Consider the following 18,759-nt stretch of genomic DNA (forward strand, 5'->3'; position numbering starts at 1 on the left):
CCCAGTCACTTACTGATGTAAGCTCTTAGGGGGTCACTCACTTACCGCCTTCCTGCAACTCGAATTATTTAGGGTATAATCAAAGCATAACACTTAGAAACAAGCAGTGTGCTTTCCGCTTACACCAAGGGGGTTTCAATGAAAATTACTGTGCTTGGTTGCGGAGCTCTCGGGCAGTTATGGCTATCAGCGCTGTATCAGCAAGGCCATGATGTACAAGGCTGGCTCCGTGTGCCACAGCCCTTTTGTTCGGTCAATGTTATTACGTTAAGCAATGAGGCGTTCAATCAGAACCTGCCGACTAACGATCCCGAGCATTTGTCGAAAAGTGAATTACTACTGGTGTGTTTAAAGGCGTGGCAAGTGTCCAGCGCCGTCATCGCCCTATTACCCAAGCTCAACCCTGAGTGCAAGATTTTACTGCTGCATAATGGTATGGGGACTGAGGAGGAGCTTCCGCATAATGAGTATACATTTCTGCATGGTGTAACCACCCATGCAGCCCGACATGACGGCAACACGATTGTCCATGTCGCTAGCGGTATTACTCATATTGGCCCAACCACCCCAACGGCAATAGATATCAGCCATCTGGCCGATGTATTGCATCAGGCGTTGCCGGATGTCGCCTGGCATAACGATATATCCGCCGCTTGTTGGCAAAAACTGGCGGTAAACTGTGTAATTAACCCACTCACTGGCCTATATAACTGCCGCAATGGTGACTTGCAGCGTTACCCGGAGCTGGTTACCCGTTTATGTGCCGAGGTAGCCAGTGTGATGGAGATGGAGGGCTACCACACTTCCACCAGCAGTCTTTTAAGCTATGTTAACGATGTCATTCAGAGTACCGCAGATAATATCTCATCGTTATTGCAGGATTTACGCTGCCAGCGGCATACCGAGATAGATTATATTACCGGCTATTTACTGCAGCGCGCACGCAATCACGGTATGACGTTACCGGAAAATGCTCGGCTGTATGATTTAATCAAACGGAAGGAAAATGAGTATGAGCGTATCGGCGCTGGTTTGCCTGGCTCCTGGTAGTGAAGAGACTGAGGCGGTCACCACTATTGATGTTCTGGTGCGCGCCGGTATCAAGGTAACAACCGCCAGTGTCGCCAGTGATGGGGCATTGGAAATTGTCTGTTCGCGTGGTGTCCGGTTGCTGGCAGATACCCGTTTAGTGGATGTGGCGGATCAGAAATTTGATGTGGTCGTCCTGCCTGGCGGCATAAAAGGTGCGGAATGTTTTCGTGATAGCCCACTGTTGGTTGCCACTGTGCGTCAAACCCATAATGAAGGGCGATTGGTGGCCGCTATTTGCGCCGCTCCCGCCTTGGTGCTTGAGCATCATAATTTGTTCCCTGTCGGCAATATGACCGGCTTCCCGGCGCTGAAAGATAAAATCGATGCCACTAAATGGATGGATCAGCGGGTGGTCTATGATCGACGGGTGAATTTGGTCACCAGCCAAGGGCCAGGTACCGCCATCGATTTTGCACTGAAGATCGTATTTTTGCTGCTAGGAAGGGAAAAGGCAGAAGAGATCGCCTGGCAGTTGGTGCTGCCACCGGGGATTTATAACTATACCCTTCGGACTTGAAGCCGCAGGGTTGGTTAGCTACGCGCAGTAGCCGTTAACTCCCCCCAACGGAGCGTACACGTAGTACGTGATGGCGGCGAGCACTGCGCAAGCCCAGAATGGCAAAGCGCAGTAGCCGTTAACTCCCCCCAACGAGGCGTAGCGAGCAAAGTCAGTCTGGGTGCGCCCAGCGCACAGCCAACGGAGCGTACACGTAGTACGTGACGGCGGCGAGCACTGCGCAAGCCCAGAATGGCAAAGCGCAGTAGCAGTCAATTATTCAAAAACTAAGGGCGGTACACTTTTACGTTTGTATACCCCTGCTCACGCAAATAAAGCGCCTGCAAACGGCTCATCACACCGCGATCGCAATACAGTAGATAGCTCTTGCTCTGATCCAAATCGGCAAATTGCGAACTCAGTTTATAGAACGGTAGCGCACGGACTTCAATCCCGTCCAGCTTCAGTGGCTTTTCTTCCTGCTCATCGGGAGCACGAATATCCAGCAGCACATCGGTATCGGCCAATTCTGCAACCGTTTCAACTTCAACTACCTGTTCGCGGCTTTGTTCGGCAATTTCGCGAATATCAACGTTTTTAGCTTCGCTGACGACTCGGTCCAGAATAGAGAAATCAAAGTGGGACTCCTCTTCTTCAATCTTGGCTTTGACCGCTTTCACCGTCGGGCTTTTCGAAATTACGCCACAATATTCCGGCATGGTTTTTGCGAAATCTTCAGTGCCGATATGCCGCGCCAGATTAATGATGTGTTCTTTGTCATGGGATATCAGCGGGCGTAAAATTAGGGTATCTGAAGCATTATCAATTAAACGCAGATTGGTTAATGTCTGGCTGGAAACCTGCCCCAGCGCTTCACCGGTAACCAGTGCCTGCACACCATAACGTTCCGCAACCTGAGATGCTGCTCGCACCATCATGCGCTTGAGTACTACGCCCATCTGACCGTCTTCGACTTTTTCGAGGATTTCGCCAACAACCGGTTCAAAATCAATAGCAACAAAACGTACCCGGTGGGAGCTACCAAAACGGCTCCACAGATAATGAGCCACCTGTTTAACACCAATTTCGTGGGCGGAGCCACCGAGATTGAAGAAGCAATAGTGTACACGGCAACCACGGCGCATGAGCATATAACTGGATACGCCTGAGTCAAAACCGCCTGAAATCAGCGATAACACATCCTCCTGCGTACCGATCGGGAAGCCCCCCAACCCTTCATGGCGCGCCTTAATCAGCGTCAGTTTGTCCTGATCGACTTCCAGATGCACCGTGACCTGAGGGTGACTCAGCTTTACTTTAGCGCTTTCAATATGTTGATTCAGACCGCCACCGACGTATCGCTCAACATCACCAGACGAAAACTCATGCTTGCCACGGCGCTTCACCCGCACACAGAAGGTTTTCCCGATCAGTGTCTCGCGATAGGCTTCCAGCGTCTGCTCAAAAATATTGTGCATATCGGTGTAGCTGCGATCTTCTACTTCGAGAATATGGTGAATCCCCGGCACGCGGGTCAGCGCATCACAGATAACCGGGCCAAGATTGTCATCTTTGGTACGAATTTCAATATGATCCCAATGACGGACTACCGCAAGGGTATCGTCCTCAAGGTTTTTCAGTACATTGCGAATATTCGTAGTGAGGATCTTAATGAAGCGCAATCGCACAGATTGACTCTTGATGGTGATTTCTGGGAACAATTTAATGATAAACTTCATGGCGGTCTTTAGTTGTCTGGTTATGGAGTGATGGCGCTGCTATTGATAGCAACAGTCAAAGGCTTTAGCGAAAACATGCAAGCCGAGGAGTATATCACTATATGACGTGCCACTGCGTACTAAAAACCCGACTTAAACGTCACGATTTCCCCTTCATTATCCGCTAGAATAGCCGGTAATAATTTTTTGGCCCGAATGTGATTGATATGGTGAGTCACTCTTAGAGAAAACCTCATTAGCAGGGCTGGGTTACGCACCATCAATGTCACGTTTCATAAAAATATCGAGTCGAATAGCACTATGCCGAAAAAAGCCGCAACACCAGAAACCAAAGCGACCAGTTTTGAGACATCGCTCAGCGAACTGGAACAGATTGTGACCCGCCTGGAGTCCGGTGAATTACCGCTGGAAGAGGCGTTAAACGAATTCGAACGGGGTGTGCAACTGGCCCGTCAGGGGCAGCAAACCTTGTTACAAGCCGAACAACGCGTGCAAGTTCTTCTCAGTGATGATGTAGATGCACCGTTGGCACCTTTTACCCCGGATGCTGAGTAGCCTTATGTCTATCGCCCACTCATCTGCTGATTTTCAGCAGCAACTTGCGGCTCATCAACAACGGGTCAATCAGGCACTGCTTGATTTTATTGCTCCGCTACCCTTTGGTGACAGCGACTTAGTTGCCGCCATGCGTTATGGTGCTGTGCTCGGCGGTAAGCGGCTGCGCCCTTATCTGGTTTATGCCACCGGTCAAATGTTTGGTCTGTCGCTGACGAATTTAGATGCCCCTGCGGCTGCAATTGAATGTATCCATGCCTATTCATTAATTCATGATGATTTACCGGCCATGGATGACGATGATTTACGCCGTGGCCAGCCGACTTGCCATGTGAAATTTGGTGAGGCCAATGCCATTCTGGCGGGGGACGCACTGCAAACGCTCGCGTTCTCTATTCTGGCTGAAGCGAATATGCCCGATGTGGCAAATAAAGATCGCTTGTCGATGATTGCCGAATTAGCTAAGGCCAGCGGTGTTGCGGGGATGTGTGGGGGCCAGGCATTGGATCTGGAAGCCGAAGCGCGCCAGATTTCACTGACCAATCTTGAACAGATCCACCGCTATAAAACCGGTGCATTGATCCGCGCAGCAGTTCGCCTCGGTGCATTGGCGGCAGGGGCTCCAGGGCGCAGCGCGCTACCGTTACTTGATCGTTACAGTGAGGCCATTGGTCTGGCCTTTCAGGTTCAGGACGATATCTTAGACGTTATCGGCGATACAGCTACAATTGGTAAGCGTCAGGGATCAGACCAGCAACTCGGCAAAAGCACTTATCCGGCACTGCTGGGATTAGACAATGCCAAGGCCAAAGCACTGGATTTGTATCAGGAAGCGCTCAGCGCCCTGAATGCCTTGTCAGAGCAATCCTATAACATAGCGCCGTTGCAGGCGTTAGCCTGTTTTATTATTGAGCGTGATAACTAGAAATAGACTGATCGTTAATAAACGCTGATATACCCCAAGAACTTAATGTTGCTGTCAGGTAAAGCGAACCACCTTGCCGCAACAGGTTCCAAGGTATGCACCCACTTTTGATATGAGCATCGAATGAGCCTTGATATAGCCAAATACCCGACATTGGCACTTGCACAGAATCCTGAAGAACTGCGCATGCTGCCGAAAGAAAGCCTGCCGAAGTTATGTGATGAACTACGGCAGTATTTGCTTGCATCCGTCAGCCGCTCCAGTGGGCACTTTGCTTCCGGGCTGGGCGTGGTCGAGCTAACTGTCGCGTTGCATTACGTCTACAAGACACCTTTTGATAGTCTGGTGTGGGACGTAGGCCATCAAGCTTATCCGCACAAAATATTGACGGGTCGCCGTGAACAGATCGGGACGATTCGCCAGAAAGGTGGTTTACATCCTTTCCCTTGGCGTGGTGAAAGTGAATATGATGTGCTCTCTGTTGGTCATTCCTCAACCTCAATCAGTGCGGGCCTGGGGATGGCTGTCGCAGCGGAACGGGAAGGTAAAGGGCGGCGTACGGTTTGTGTTATCGGTGACGGTGCTATTACGGCGGGCATGGCTTTCGAAGCCATGAACCATGCCGGTGATATTCACTCCGACATGCTGGTTATTCTCAACGATAATGAAATGTCTATCTCAGAAAATGTCGGTGGCTTGAACAATCATCTGGCTCAGTTATTATCGGGTAAGCTCTATGCCAGCCTGCGTGAAGGCGGCAAAAAGGCATTTTCTGGCTTACCACCGATTAAAGATCTGCTGAAACGGACTGAAGAGCACCTAAAAGGGATGGTGGTGCCAAGTACCTTATTCGAAGAATTAGGCTTCAATTATATTGGCCCGGTTGATGGGCACGATGTACAAGCATTGGCACAAACGTTGAAAAACATGCGTGACCTAAAAGGCCCGCAACTGCTGCACATCATGACTAAAAAGGGCAAAGGCTACGCACCGGCTGAAAAAGATCCGATTGGCTGGCATGCAGTGCCGAAGTTTGATCCCGCCGCGGGTACTTTACCGAAAAGCCAGGGTAACCTGCCGACTTATTCCAAGATTTTTGGTGAATGGTTATGTGAAACCGCCGCCAAAGACAGCCAGTTAATGGCCGTCACCCCTGCCATGCGCGAAGGCTCTGGCATGGTGCGTTTCTCTCGTGAATACCCTCAGCAATATTTCGATGTGGCTATCGCTGAGCAACATGCAGTGACCTTTGCCGCTGGGTTGGCAATCGGGGGCTACAAACCGATTGTGGCTATCTACTCAACTTTCCTGCAACGGGCATATGACCAACTGATCCATGATGTTGCCATCCAGAACCTACCCGTGCTGTTTGCTATTGACCGTGGTGGTCTGGTGGGGGCTGATGGTCAAACCCATCAGGGTGCGTTTGACCTCTCATTCATGCGCTGCATTCCAAATATGGTCATCATGACCCCAAGCGATGAAAATGAGTGCCGTCAGATGCTTCACACCGGTTATCACCACAATGGCCCTGCGGCGGTACGTTATCCACGTGGCAACGGCACCGGTGCCGACCTGAAACCGTTAGAGATCATGCCGATAGGTAAAGGGATTGTGCGCCGTGAAGGTGAAAAGATTGCCATATTGTGCTTCGGTACTTTACTGGCTCAAGCACAACTTGTCGCCGATAACCTTAATGCCACCTTGGTAGATATGCGTTTTGTTAAGCCACTGGATGAGGCGCTGGTACTGGAAATGGCTGCCAGCCATGAGGTATTGGTTACCGTGGAAGAGAACGCCATTATAGGGGGGGCTGGTAGCGGTGTGAATGAATTGCTGATGGCGAAACGCCAATTGGTACCGGTACTGAATCTCGGTTTATCGGACAGTTTTGTGCCACAAGGTGAACAAGAGGAAATGCGCGCTGAGTTTGGGTTAGATGCTGCGGGTATACAGCGCCAAATTGAAGCCTGGCTGGCGTGATAACAACTTAATTTACACAGATTGAGCCAAGGCCGACCACTCCTACAACCGCTCCGGTGGCTCGCGCCACTACGACCCGAACGGAGTGTTTCCCTTGGTTCGAATTTCACCTGCAACTTGAAAGATGACCACACATACCTTATAGATTTCAAGGTGCAGGAAGGCGGCAAGTAAGTGCATCCCGATGAGCTGACATGAGTCAGTGATTCGGGTAAGCGCATGCAGCCAACACACCTGCAACTTGGAAGATGACCACACATACCCTATAGATTTCAAGGTGCAGGAAGGCGGCAAGTAAGTGCATCCCGATGAGCTGACATGAGTCAGTGATTCGGGTAAGCGAATGAAGCCAACACACCTGCAACTTGAAAGATGACGGGTATCAGTAGAACAGATCTGCTGGCCAGTAATGCCCCACAACAAAAATAATCGCGGCAGCAATCACCCCGGCAATAATGTCGTCAATCATGATCCCCATGCCACCATGGACATTGCGATCAAACCAGCGAATCGGCCACGGCTTCCAGATATCGAAAACTCGGAACGCGACAAAACCCGCTGCGACCCATTGCCAATGATTGACGGGCAATGCCATCAGAGTGATCCACATGCCGACAAATTCATCCCAAACGATACTGCCATGGTCATGAACCTGCATATCTTTGGCGGTACGATGACAAATATAGACACCAATACAGATGCTGAACATCACAGCCAAAGAATAAAGCTGCCACGGTAGCTGGATCAATAACAGCCAGAATGGGATCGCCGCAATTGACCCCATGGTACCGGGCGCCCACGGTGATAAACCACTACCAAAACCGGTTGCCAGCAAATGCCAAGGATTGGTTAACCGCAAACGGCGTTTGGCTTCATCCATGGGATTTACCTGTTGAGAAGTGATCAAAACCACGAAAATCCAGTTGTATGGCCTTACCTTCACGGAAGAATTTAACGCCTTCCGATTGCGGGCCTACCTGTCCAATACAAGTATAGCTTGCACCGGTGTTACTGAGCGCGACATCTAGTGCACCACGGTTTATCTCAGGTACGGTAAAGCACAACTCATAATCTTCGCCGCCACTCAACGCCCAGCGTAGAGCCTGTTCAGCGTCAACCTGGCGTGTTAGCGCATCAGAGTAAGGCAAGGCATCTAATTCAATACGTGCCCCACAATTGCTCGCTTTCAGGATATGTTGCAGATCGGAGATCAGCCCGTCGGAGATATCGATGGCGGAGCTGGCAAGGTCGCGCAATGCCTGCCCTTGCAACACGCGAGGTTGGGGCCGCAAATGACGATGAATTAATGCAGACCGATCTGTTTCGTTATCAACTCGCAACACATTTTGCAAAATCGCCAGCCCTGCGGCGCTGTCGCCCAGCGTGCCGGTAACATAAATCCAGTCACCAATTCGCGCACCAGCCCGGGTCAATGCCCGCCCTTCCGGTACCAAACCTTGGATGGTCAGCGTTAGACTCAATGGCCCACGAGTAGTATCACCACCAATCAGTTGCATACCGTAATAATTAAGTTGATCAAATAAACTATCACTGAATGCCTGCAACCAGTCTTCATTTATACTTGGTAGGGTTATAGCAAGAGATAACCAGGCAGGATCGGCACCCATCGCAGCTAAATCGCTAAGGTTTACCGCTAAACATTTGTAACCAAGATCGGCCGGATCGATATCCGGTAGGAAGTGAACACCGGACACCAGCGTATCCGTACTGATGGCCAAAAGCTGTTTTTCTGCCACTGTAAGAAGTGCGCAGTCGTCTCCAATACCCAGCTCCACATCACGGCGATTACTTCTAAACCGGTCAAAGTAGCGGGCAATGAGGTCAAATTCGCCACATGCCATAATACAATTCCAGGAGTGTTTACCGATATATGATTAAGGCCGAGAACCGGCCTTAATCATATCCCTCTTCACTTGACACGGTGCTAGCCGTGCCAATGACTTTGGGTATATTATTTCTTTTTACGTACTGTTGGAGCCACTTTATCCAGCACGCCGTTTACGAATTTATGACTATCTTCCGCACCGAAAGTCTTGGCCAGTTCGATCGCTTCATTGATTGCCACTTTATAAGGGACATCATCACGTTTGCTCAGTTCAAACAGTGCAATACGCAGAATCGCTCTTTCAACCTGACCTAATTCCTCGAGCTGGCGGGAAAGAAAAGGTGCCATTAACGCATCCAAAGATGTGGCATTAACTGCGACCCCAGACAGCAATTCGCGAAAATAGGAGATGTCTACATCTTTGACATCCTGCTCCGACAGGAACTGTAATTCAACATCAGCGATGTCGTTTTTAGACAACTGCCAAGAGTAAAGCGCTTGAACAGCGCACTCACGAGCGCGGCGACGAGCAGCAGGTTTCACGTAATTCCCCTTAACTTAACTAAATTCAGCCTTTAATAGCTTTGATTACATTAATCATTTCAAGTGCGGTCAGGGCAGCTTCTGCGCCTTTATTACCCGCTTTAGTACCAGCACGCTCAATAGCCTGCTCAATACTTTCTGTGGTCAGCACACCGAAAGCGACTGGAATATCGCTGTTCATGGCTACACTTGCCAAGCCAGAACTCGCTTCACCAGCAACATATTCAAAATGCGCAGTTCCCCCACGGATAACCGTACCCAGCGCAATTACCGCATCGTAACGATTTGTTTTTGCTAATACATTGGCAACTAGCGGCAACTCATAGGCACCCGGCACCCAAACAACAGTAATGTTGTCATCAGCTACCTGACCAATGCGCTTCAGGGCATCAATTGCACCTTCCAGCAGGCTGTCGTTGATAAAGTTGTTAAAACGCGCAATTGCAATCGCCACGCGGGCATTAGGAGTAGCAACAACACCTTCGATAACGTTCATAGCTTTCCTCAATATGGGTTCATACCCCGCAGGGGGGCGGATTCTATCATATTCTTTCACGTCCCGCCCCTGCGCATTTACAAAACGCTCGGCAAGGCGATGATTGAGCTTTGGGAATTTCTGCCAGAGAATTCAATTAATACTTTGGTTTCAAACGCAAACGTAGATCTGGCCCCACCTGGCGCACATCGCTGAATACAAACTCGGGGGCTTGTGATAGATGCGTTAATCCAGCCAACTGGCACAATCCACGGGCATCGCTACCCAACAGTTTTGGCGCGATATACAGAATTAACTCATCAACCACACCGGCCTGCAATAGTGCGCCTGCCAGTTGTGGCCCGGCTTCAACCCACACTGAGTTAATTTGCCGCTTGCCAAGTTGCATCATCAATAATACCAAATCCACACCACCGCCATGGCGAGGCAACAATAACTGTTCGACATTATCCGGCCATGGCTGCTGATCTGCCTCAACCCGCGCTAACCAGCATAGGCCATTTTGTTGTGTCACTTGGTGTTCAGGTGTTACACGATTATGGCTATCTAATATAATCCGAACCGGCTGGCGCAGTGAATCTTGGGGATATAAGGCTTGCGTTTGGGCATCTAACTCCGACCAGCGCACCGTGAGTGAAGGGTCATCCGCTAACACGGTGGCACTGGTACTGAGGATCGCCGAACTCTCAGCCCGAAAACGCTGCACATCCTGGCGTGCCTGTGGCGACGTAATCCACTGGCTTTCACCCGAGGCCATCGCGGTACGCCCATCTAATGACGCTGCCATTTTCAATTGCAAATAGGGAAAACCGGTACGCATCCGCTTTAGGAAGCCAAGATTAACCGCCTCGGCCTGCGCCAACATCAGACCATGATCAACCGCAATTCCGGCTTGCTTTAATTTATACAGCCCGCGCCCAGCAACTTGCGGATTGGGATCCTGCATGGCCGCAACTACCCGGATTACACCAGCGGAGACCAGTGCATCCGCACACGGCGGCGTGCGCCCATGGTGACTACAAGGCTCAAGGGTGACATAAGCCGTTGCACCGCGCGCTTTCTCGCCCGCCATGCGTAATGCATGTACTTCGGCGTGTGGCTCCCCGGCTCGCAAATGATACCCTTCGCCGACAATTTCACCATCACGCACCAATACACACCCAACATTTGGGTTTGGCGGGGTAGTAAACCGCCCTAACCGCGCGAGTTCAAAAGCGCGGGCCATATAGAACTCATCAGTCTGCATGGCTTTCCTTCCGTTTATTGCGCTGCTTTATGGCTGCTAAATAACCATTTGACGCGGATTAATCCTGCAAACGGGCAATTTCTTCACCGAATTCACGAATGTCTTCAAAGCTACGATAGACCGAGGCGAAGCGAATATAGGCCACTTTATCGAGCCGTTTGAGGGCTTCCATCACCAGGTTACCCACCATTTTCGTCGGAACTTCCCGCTCGCCTGTGGCGCGCAATTGGGATTTGATATGACTTATTGCTGTTTCGACATCATCAGAGCTAACAGGACGCTTTTCTAATGCTTTCAGCATGCCACGCCGCAATTTATCTTCGTTAAAGGGTTCGCGCACATCATCACTTTTAACAACGCGCGGTAACACCAGTTCTGCCACTTCGAAAGTGGTAAAACGTTCATTACAATCTAAACACTGGCGGCGGCGGCGCACTTGCGAACCATCGCTCACCAGACGGGAGTCAATGACTTTAGTATCCACAGCGGCACAAAACGGGCAATGCATAGTGCTTCCTGATGAGTGAGCCTAAACTTAGCCCCAGTTTACCGCGAACTGCCACGACAACAAAGTGCGGAAGCGGCAGTTTATCTTGATTCAACTATTGAACGGGTTCTGGTTCGGTGGATTTAGGCTTTAACAACACTGGCCATTCCTTTTGCAGTGCTAACCAAACTTTACGATCCGGGGATAGTATATTGAGAGGATCGAAAGGGTATTGGGCTGGTGTGCCCTTAACTAATATCTGAGTAACCAGTCCATAGAGCCAATTTGTTTGCACCACTCGGTCATAACCTGTTTTTTTTCTTAATGCAGTAATTAGCCCTTTTAATTCTAATAAGTCTTTTGCTGTCTGTATATTTCCATTTTCTTTATCTTGGAATAAATCAGGAAAGAGGACAGAAGCAATAGCATTCACGAATCGTGTCCAAAGAGTGTCATGCTTATTTAATAATTTTGGTAGCAGAGAGTTTATCAATTCCAAGGCATCAGGGCTTGTTTCGCACACGATAACCAGATTCTTATTGAAATCAGGCAATAATCTCATATTCATGTTTATTTCTGTGTCATAGGACACTGCCAGTTTCTCCATTCTTTCGCATCGAAGTTGAAGTTTAGCTAAGTCATGCTCCCCAGACATGCTGTCTTTAAATATGATGTCTTTATTTATTGTTAAACCCTTCCCTTGAAACATATTATATTCAAAAATCCGACAATGCATTACCAATAAACCTTGAGCGAGATAATATAGGTCTATAAGCTTCATTAGCTTATTCTCTGCACATCGAACACTTTCTCTAGCTAAATTTATTTTTTCATGATCCACAGACGCCGCATTGGAACAAGACTCTGTTGATAAAACAGCATCCGGCCTCATTCCTGCCTTTATGGAAAATTGATATTTACTGTTATTTACCTTTAAAAAATCATATTTATCACAGATAGTAAGCTTGTTGTTTCTTGTGGCATATTTAAGCTCTTTAAGAAATTCATTGTACTTACTGCCGCTTGATTTCAGTAAGTATGCATTTACTTTACTTATAATAGATTCCACACTGACATCTGTCATAACATCGTTTTTAAAACTAGACATTTTACCTTTCTTTTGGGTTTCCTTACATCCTTCCGCTTTTATAAAAAACGTTAAAAGCTCATTTTTTAGATTAACCGCGAGTGAAATCTCATTAGTTTCATTTTTATAATTTATATTTGTATGTGGCATACTTATTTTATTAACCATCATCCACCTCTATTTTAAGCCCCCATTTAAATAACCACTAAAGAGTAACAAACATAAAATAATCAACTATCAGTTCAACTCTATAACTTATAAAATAAATCAATTGATTTATCTTATATTCTTATAAATCACAAAGTGTGAATGCAAACAAAAAATTCATTCATAGCAGGGATTTTTTATTCAAAAGAATAAGTAAGCTGAAAATCGTTCGTAATAAATAAAGCGGATAGAAAAATGACTTAATATCGTTTTTTACTGCAAAATGAAGTCTGATGACTTAAACAAAAAAGCCCTGATACTAGCTATACACCAGTATCAGGGCTTGCTTTTCGTACTGCCACTTACAACTTAAGGCAGGATTGAAGGCTGGTCTGCACCTTCTTTCTCAACTTTCTGCTGCAACATGTGTTCACGTTTCATACCCAGTTTCAACGCCAGCGCGGACGCAACGTAGATGGATGAAACCGTACCGATGGAAACACCGATCAACATCGTCAGTGAGAAGCCTTGCAGCATCGCACCACCGAAGATGAACAGCATCAATACCACCATCAGCGTAGTTGCAGAGGTCATAATAGTACGGCTTAAGGTCTGGGTCAGAGACACGTTCATGATTTCATAAGGCGTACCGCGGCGGATCTTGCGGAAGTTCTCACGAATACGGTCTGATACCACAATACTGTCGTTTAGTGAGTAACCAATAACCGACATCAATGAAGCAATGATGGTCAGGTCAATCTCAATTTGGAACAACGACAAGATCCCCATGGTAATGACCACGTCATGGGCCAAAGCGATAACCGCCCCCAGCGCCAAACGCCATTCAAAACGGAAACCAACATAAACCAGAATACACAGTAACGCGACTAGCAACGCCATGCCGCCTGCCTGGGCTAAATCACTGCCCACGCTTGGCCCGACGAACTCAATACGTTTTACTGAGGCATTCTTATCAATTGACTCATTGATAACAGAAATAACCTTGTTACCTAGTTCCTGCCCAGCAGTCCCGGTAGCAGGTGGCATACGTACCATTACATCACGGGTGCTACCAAAATTTTGCAGGATTGGCGATTCAAAGCCCGCCTTCTCCAGCGTGTCACGCAGTTGATCCAGATCCGCAGGTTTTTCCAGATTAATTTCAATCACCGTACCACCGGTGAAATCCAGACCCCAGTTGAACCCTTTAGTGGACATCACCACAATTGATGCCACCAACAGCAACAACGAGACGCCGAAAGCAACGTAATCCCAGCGCATAAAGTCATAGACTCTACGGCCATAGTTCAGTTGTTCAACAGTATAATCCTGTGCCACAACGTACTCCTCAGATAGACAGCTTGTTAATGCGCTTGCCGCCGTAAAGCAGGTTGACGATGGCACGAGTACCGACTATAGCGGTGAACATTGACGTTATAACACCGATTGCCGTTGTAATGGCAAAGCCTTTAATCGAACCGGTACCCACAGCATAAAGAATAATGGCTGTGATAAGCGTCGTTACGTTCGCATCGACGATACTTGAGAAGGCACCTTTGTACCCTTCATGAATCGCTTGCTGGATCGTACGCCCGTTCCTGAATTCTTCTTTTATTCGCTCGTTAATCAGTACGTTAGCATCAACTGCTACCGCCAATGTCAATACGATCCCGGCAATACCCGGCATGGTTAATGTCGCCCCCGGTAACAAGGACATCACACCCACGATCAACACCAGGTTAGCCAACAGCGCAGTACTGGCAATCACACCAAATTTACGGTAGTAAATCACCATAAACAGGATAGATACCGCCAGGCCCCACAAGCAAGCTTCCAGACCTTGGGTGATGTTCTGTGACCCCAAAGTTGGCCCGATAGTACGCTCTTCCACAATCTGGATAGGGGCAATCAGAGCACCCGCACGCAGTAACAGGGAAAGCTGACGAGCTTCAGCCGGGTTATCAATACCGGTAATACGGAAGCTGTTACCCAAGCGTGACTGAATAGTCGCTACGTTGATAACTTCTTCCTGCTTAACCAGAATCGCCCTGCCGTTAGCATCTTTTTTGCCGCTGTCTTTATATTCTACAAACAAAGTCGCCATCGGCTTGCCGATGTTATCTTTGGTAAAATTAGACATCAGAGAACCACCGGCGCTATCGAGCGAGATATTAACCTGAGCCTGGTTATATTCGTCGGTGCTGGAGGTCGAGTCAGTAATATGGTCACCGGTCAGGATAACGCGCTTGTACAAGACAACCGGGCGGCCTTCACGGGTATTTTTGACTTCTGAATCACCCGGTACACGACCGGAGGCAGCAACAGAAGCATCAACATTGCTATTTACCAGACGGAACTCAAGTGTTGCCGTCGCACCAAGAATCTCTTTGGCACGCGCAGTATCCTGAATACCCGGTAATTCAACCACAATACGATCCGATCCCTGGCGCTGAACCAACGGCTCGGCTACACCTAACTGGTTAACCCGGTTACGCAGGATAGTAATGTTTTGTTGAACTGCATATTCACGCGCTTCCCGCAGACGGTCATCAGTCATCACCGCTTTTAAGGTATTGCTACCATTGGAGCCAATGACCAGATCACGGTGGCGAGAAGAGAGGTAGCTGACGGCATCATCGCGGGTTTTATCATCGCGAAAACGCACTTCAACACCATAGTTATCAAGCTTACGCACAGTGGCATACGGGATATTTTTCTCGCGCAGATCGGTGCGCAGGGTATCCATCGTTTGCTCTTGCAGTTTGCCCAGCGCAGTATCCATATCCACTTCCATCAGGAAGTGCACACCGCCGCGCAGGTCAAGACCCAACTTCATCGGCTCTGCACCTAACTTGGCAAGCCAAGAGGGTGTTGCCGGAGCCAGGTTCAGCGCGATAACGTATTTGTCACCCATCGCAGCCATCAGTGCCTCACGGGCACGCAACTGGACGTCAGGATCTTTAAAGCGAGCCAGAATTGCACCGTTTTCCAGCGCAATAGACTTGCTCGCTATGTTGTCTTTTTCTAAAACGTCACGGACTTGGACCAGCGTTGTTTCACTGGCGGCGATTCCTCGCGCACCAGTGATTTGAACAGCCGGATCCTCACCATAAAGGTTGGGAAGTGCATATAGCAGACCGATGAAGATCACAACGATCAGCATCAGATACTTCCACAAAGGATAACGGTTTAACACGGCAATTCCCTTCGGGAAAATCGAAAATTACAGAGCCTTCATTGTACCTTTCGGTAAAACGGCAGCAACGAAGTCACGTTTGATCATCACTTCAGTGGTGTCGTTCAGTGCGATTACGATATAACCCGTTTCCGCAACTTTAGTTACACGACCAAGTAAACCACCCGTGGTTAGCACTTCATCACCTTTACCAATAGAATCCATCAGTTTTTTGTGTTCTTTGGCACGTTTTTGCTGTGGACGCAGGATCATGAAGTAGAAAATAAGACCAAATACCACCAGCATAATCACCAGGGAGTACGGGCTGCTTTGAGCCGGAGCCCCAGCGGATGCGACAGCATCGGAAATGAAAAGACTCATTAAAATTCCCTCATTGTTATCAATATCAGTAATGTGAAATCAGTGCGATAAAACAGAAACGGTAAATCGTAACTGTTAGATCTACAAATACAAAGGCAATAATTTTAAAATCAGGCATTTAATGGCGGAACAGGTTTCCCAATCCGGCCATAGAAATCTTCAACGAAGACCTCTAATTTACCCTCTTCAATAGCCTGACGTAAACCCGCCATTAAGCGCTGGTAGTAACGCAGGTTATGAATGGTGTTTAGCCGCGCACCCAGTATTTCGTTGCAACGGTCAAGATGATGCAAGTAGGCACGACTATAATTGCGACAAGTGTAGCAATCACAGTGTTCATCCAACGTTGCAACATCATTCTTATGCTTGGCATTACGGATTTTTACCACACCGTCAGTCACGAACAAATGGCCGTTACGGGCATTACGCGTAGGCATCACACAATCAAACATGTCGATACCACGGCGCACACCTTCTACCAGATCCTCTGGTTTGCCCACGCCCATTAGATAACGTGGTTTATCCGCCGGAATCTGCGGGCAGACATGCTCCAGAATACGATGCATATCTTCTTTTGGCTCACCCACCGCCAAACCGCCCACAGCGTAACCATCAAAACCGATATCTACCAGCCCTTTTACGGACACATCACGTAAATCTTCGTAAACGCCGCCCTGAATAATACCGAACAACGCATTTTTATTGTTCAGTTCATCAAAGCGTTGGCGACTACGGGCCGCCCAGCGCAACGACATCTCCATCGAACGCTTGGCATAATCCCAATCCGCTGGATAGGGGGTGCATTCATCAAAAATCATCACGATATCAGAGCCGAGATCGTACTGAATTTCCATTGATTTTTCTGGGCTAAGGAATACTTTATCGCCGTTGATCGGGTTTTGGAATGTCACCCCTTCTTCTTTGATTTTCCGCATCGCACCAAGACTGAATACTTGGAAGCCGCCTGAGTCAGTCAGAATCGGGCCGTGCCATTGCATAAAATCATGCAAGTCACCGTGCAGCTTCATAATTTCCTGCCCTGGGCGCAGCCAGAGATGGAAGGTGTTACCCAGCAAGATTTGCGCACCGGTCTCTTTTACTTCTTCCGGTGTCATCCCTTTAACTGTGCCATAGGTGCCAACAGGCATAAATGCCGGGGTCTCGACGACACCGCGCTCAAATACCAAACGACCACGACGGGCGCGCCCATCAGTTTTTTGTAATTCGTACTTCACATAACCTCCAGCATTAGAGAAACAGTCTAATGTTGTTATTGCCGGATCACACAATATGTGCGACCTAAAATTTACGGGTTAACCGTCTCTTGCGGTGCCCGTGGATTACGGCTGATAAACATCGCATCACCGTAACTGAAAAAGCGATATTGTTCTGCTACCGCTTGCTGATAAGCATTCATGGTATTTTTATAACCAGCGAAAGCAGAAACCAGCATTATTAATGTTGATTCAGGTAAATGGAAGTTGGTCACTAAGGCATCCACAACCTGATAGTGATAGCCTGGGTAGATAAAGATACGGGTGTCACCAAAGAAGGGAGCAATCAGGCTGTTCTGTGCCGCTTTGGCGGCACTTTCCAATGAGCGTACCGAGGTGGTCCCTACTGCCACAACACGATTGCCACGCGCCTTACAGGCCAGAACCGCATCTACCACATCTTGAGGTACCTCTGCATATTCGGAATGCATAATATGCTCTTCGATGGTGTCAACTCGCACGGGTTGGAACGTCCCAGCGCCGACATGTAGCGTAACGAAAGCCATCTCAATGCCTTTTGCACGCAATGCCGCCAGCATCGGCTCATCAAAATGTAAGCCGGCGGTTGGTGCGGCTACTGCCCCAGGGCGCTCACTGTAGACCGTTTGGTACAGTTCGCGGTCAGCATCTTCATCAGGGCGATCAATATAAGGAGGCAAAGGCATATGGCCGACGGCATTCAGGATAGTAAAGACATCCCGCTCATCGTCAAAACGCAGCTCGAACAAGGTGTCATGGCGTGCCAACATCGTGGCTCGAATACTCTCATCATCACCCAATAGCAACTCAGCACCCGGTTTAGGTGCTTTGGAGGCTTTTACATGGGCCAGTACGCGATGATCGTCCAGAACACGTTCTACTAACACTTCGAGCTTACCGCCACTGGCTTTACGGCCAAATAAGCGCGCCGGAATAACTCGGGTGTTGTTAAATACCAGCAAATCACCAGGCGTCAGTTTATCCAGCAAATCGGTGAAAATGCCGTGCGTTAACGTTCCCGTAGGGCCATCCAGTGACAGTAAGCGGCAACCGCTACGCTGGGGCTGGGGATAATGGGCAATCAGAGATTCCGGGAGCTCAAAAGAAAAATCGGCAACACGCATAGCTTTCCACTTCATATCAGAACAGACCCAGCTCACAAGTATGATAGGAGCCGGTTCACAAAAACAGGCCGCTAGTCTAGAGCCCCCAAGGGCTTGCTGCAAGAAATAAGGACAATTGGTGGTCATTTGCTATAGCCAAAAATCATTGTCGTTACAGCCAGGCTGTAAACGGGCACATCTCGAT

Annotated in this window: 18 protein-coding genes; 5 read left to right on the plus strand and 13 right to left on the minus strand. The window is 48.6% G+C overall.

The genetic code is table 11. The features are described 5' to 3' along the window. The first annotated feature begins 138 nt into the window (after window positions 1–138). Window positions 139–1,050, plus strand: coding sequence for a 2-dehydropantoate 2-reductase (panE, locus tag A6J67_RS20805; RefSeq protein WP_005182168.1), 912 nt, complete (start codon window positions 139–141; stop codon window positions 1,048–1,050). After that, window positions 1,013–1,609, plus strand: coding sequence for a protein deglycase YajL (gene yajL, locus A6J67_RS20810; protein WP_050073439.1), 597 nt, complete (start codon window positions 1,013–1,015; stop codon window positions 1,607–1,609). Before panE ends, yajL begins: the two co-directional genes overlap by 38 nt. Before the next feature lie 266 nt (window positions 1,610–1,875). On the opposite strand, the gene thiI is transcribed toward yajL, so the two are convergent. Further along, window positions 1,876–3,327, minus strand: coding sequence for a tRNA uracil 4-sulfurtransferase ThiI (gene thiI / locus A6J67_RS20820; protein WP_005182164.1), 1,452 nt, complete (start codon window positions 3,325–3,327; stop codon window positions 1,876–1,878). A 300-nt stretch (window positions 3,328–3,627) separates the two neighbouring features. Here thiI and xseB point away from each other — a divergent pair, with 300 nt between their 5' ends. The 3 genes from xseB to dxs all read left to right on the plus strand — a co-directional run bounded on the left by xseB (window position 3,628) and on the right by dxs (window position 6,790). Then, window positions 3,628–3,882, plus strand: a complete 255-nt coding sequence (xseB, locus tag A6J67_RS20825; protein ID WP_005182160.1) for an exodeoxyribonuclease VII small subunit — start codon at window positions 3,628–3,630, stop codon at window positions 3,880–3,882. 4 nt (window positions 3,883–3,886) lie between these two features. Next, window positions 3,887–4,807 (plus strand): (2E,6E)-farnesyl diphosphate synthase, encoded by a 921-nt coding sequence (gene ispA / locus A6J67_RS20830; protein ID WP_042569278.1) that lies wholly within the window; start codon window positions 3,887–3,889, stop codon window positions 4,805–4,807. Between the two features lie 123 nt (window positions 4,808–4,930). After that, a complete protein-coding gene (gene dxs, locus A6J67_RS20835) occupies window positions 4,931–6,790 on the plus strand; it encodes a 1-deoxy-D-xylulose-5-phosphate synthase (RefSeq protein WP_050297417.1) in 1,860 nt (619 codons plus the stop codon). Between the two features lie 382 nt (window positions 6,791–7,172). On the opposite strand, the gene pgpA is transcribed toward dxs, so the two are convergent. From pgpA to queA, 12 genes are all read right to left on the minus strand, one after another. Continuing rightward, window positions 7,173–7,670, minus strand: a complete 498-nt coding sequence (gene pgpA / locus A6J67_RS20840) for a phosphatidylglycerophosphatase A (RefSeq protein WP_032905591.1) — start codon at window positions 7,668–7,670, stop codon at window positions 7,173–7,175. Further along, window positions 7,663–8,652 (minus strand): thiamine-phosphate kinase, encoded by a 990-nt coding sequence (gene thiL / locus A6J67_RS20845; RefSeq protein ID WP_032905590.1) that lies wholly within the window; start codon window positions 8,650–8,652, stop codon window positions 7,663–7,665. The genes pgpA and thiL overlap by 8 nt, the downstream gene beginning before the upstream one ends. Before the next feature lie 110 nt (window positions 8,653–8,762). Next, entirely contained in the window at window positions 8,763–9,179 is a 417-nt protein-coding gene (gene nusB / locus A6J67_RS20850) for a transcription antitermination factor NusB (protein WP_005182123.1), read from the minus strand. Between the two features lie 25 nt (window positions 9,180–9,204). After that, on the minus strand, window positions 9,205–9,675 hold the full coding sequence (gene ribE / locus A6J67_RS20855) for a 6,7-dimethyl-8-ribityllumazine synthase (protein ID WP_005182120.1): 471 nt from the start codon (window positions 9,673–9,675) through the stop codon (window positions 9,205–9,207). Between the two features lie 136 nt (window positions 9,676–9,811). Then, window positions 9,812–10,921 carry a bifunctional diaminohydroxyphosphoribosylaminopyrimidine deaminase/5-amino-6-(5-phosphoribosylamino)uracil reductase RibD gene (gene ribD, locus A6J67_RS20860; protein ID WP_050288437.1) on the minus strand — a complete coding sequence of 370 codons (1,110 nt, stop codon included), beginning with the start codon at window positions 10,919–10,921 and terminating at the stop codon, window positions 9,812–9,814. A gap of 58 nt (window positions 10,922–10,979) precedes the next feature. After that, the gene (nrdR, locus tag A6J67_RS20865) at window positions 10,980–11,429 is read right to left on the minus strand and encodes a transcriptional regulator NrdR (protein WP_005182112.1); all 450 of its coding nucleotides are present in this window, start codon (window positions 11,427–11,429) and stop codon (window positions 10,980–10,982) included. 94 nt (window positions 11,430–11,523) lie between these two features. Further along, window positions 11,524–12,666: a hypothetical protein gene (locus tag A6J67_RS20870; protein WP_125461934.1), complete on the minus strand. Its 1,143-nt coding sequence runs from the start codon at window positions 12,664–12,666 to the stop codon at window positions 11,524–11,526. A gap of 345 nt (window positions 12,667–13,011) precedes the next feature. Further along, the gene (gene secF, locus A6J67_RS20875) at window positions 13,012–13,980 is read right to left on the minus strand and encodes a protein translocase subunit SecF (protein ID WP_005182104.1); all 969 of its coding nucleotides are present in this window, start codon (window positions 13,978–13,980) and stop codon (window positions 13,012–13,014) included. A 10-nt stretch (window positions 13,981–13,990) separates the two neighbouring features. Continuing rightward, window positions 13,991–15,838, minus strand: a complete 1,848-nt coding sequence (gene secD, locus A6J67_RS20880) for a protein translocase subunit SecD (protein ID WP_005182101.1) — start codon at window positions 15,836–15,838, stop codon at window positions 13,991–13,993. A 27-nt stretch (window positions 15,839–15,865) separates the two neighbouring features. Further along, entirely contained in the window at window positions 15,866–16,198 is a 333-nt protein-coding gene (gene yajC / locus A6J67_RS20885; protein ID WP_005166605.1) for a preprotein translocase subunit YajC, read from the minus strand. A 110-nt stretch (window positions 16,199–16,308) separates the two neighbouring features. Beyond that, window positions 16,309–17,433, minus strand: coding sequence for a tRNA guanosine(34) transglycosylase Tgt (gene tgt / locus A6J67_RS20890; RefSeq protein ID WP_032905586.1), 1,125 nt, complete (start codon window positions 17,431–17,433; stop codon window positions 16,309–16,311). A gap of 71 nt (window positions 17,434–17,504) precedes the next feature. After that, on the minus strand, window positions 17,505–18,575 hold the full coding sequence (gene queA, locus A6J67_RS20895; RefSeq protein WP_042569274.1) for a tRNA preQ1(34) S-adenosylmethionine ribosyltransferase-isomerase QueA: 1,071 nt from the start codon (window positions 18,573–18,575) through the stop codon (window positions 17,505–17,507). Window positions 18,576–18,759 lie beyond the last annotated feature (184 nt).

Source organism: Yersinia sp. FDAARGOS_228 (assembly GCF_002073315.2).
Lineage (GTDB): Bacteria > Pseudomonadota > Gammaproteobacteria > Enterobacterales > Enterobacteriaceae > Yersinia > Yersinia intermedia.

Coding starts and splice junctions, on each gene's coding strand:
- nrdR (WP_005182112.1), bottom strand. CDS start 11,429: ATGCATTGCCCGTTTTGTGCCGCTGTGGATACTAAAGTCATTGACTCC.
- dxs (WP_050297417.1), top strand. CDS start 4,931: ATGAGCCTTGATATAGCCAAATACCCGACATTGGCACTTGCACAGAAT.
- yajL (WP_050073439.1), top strand. CDS start 1,013: ATGAGCGTATCGGCGCTGGTTTGCCTGGCTCCTGGTAGTGAAGAGACT.
- ribE (WP_005182120.1), bottom strand. CDS start 9,675: ATGAACGTTATCGAAGGTGTTGTTGCTACTCCTAATGCCCGCGTGGCG.
- A6J67_RS20870 (WP_125461934.1), bottom strand. CDS start 12,666: ATGATGGTTAATAAAATAAGTATGCCACATACAAATATAAATTATAAA.
- thiL (WP_032905590.1), bottom strand. CDS start 8,652: ATGGCATGTGGCGAATTTGACCTCATTGCCCGCTACTTTGACCGGTTT.
- ribD (WP_050288437.1), bottom strand. CDS start 10,921: ATGCAGACTGATGAGTTCTATATGGCCCGCGCTTTTGAACTCGCGCGG.
- xseB (WP_005182160.1), top strand. CDS start 3,628: ATGCCGAAAAAAGCCGCAACACCAGAAACCAAAGCGACCAGTTTTGAG.
- pgpA (WP_032905591.1), bottom strand. CDS start 7,670: ATGGATGAAGCCAAACGCCGTTTGCGGTTAACCAATCCTTGGCATTTG.
- queA (WP_042569274.1), bottom strand. CDS start 18,575: ATGCGTGTTGCCGATTTTTCTTTTGAGCTCCCGGAATCTCTGATTGCC.
- ispA (WP_042569278.1), top strand. CDS start 3,887: ATGTCTATCGCCCACTCATCTGCTGATTTTCAGCAGCAACTTGCGGCT.
- panE (WP_005182168.1), top strand. CDS start 139: ATGAAAATTACTGTGCTTGGTTGCGGAGCTCTCGGGCAGTTATGGCTA.
- yajC (WP_005166605.1), bottom strand. CDS start 16,198: ATGAGTCTTTTCATTTCCGATGCTGTCGCATCCGCTGGGGCTCCGGCT.
- thiI (WP_005182164.1), bottom strand. CDS start 3,327: ATGAAGTTTATCATTAAATTGTTCCCAGAAATCACCATCAAGAGTCAA.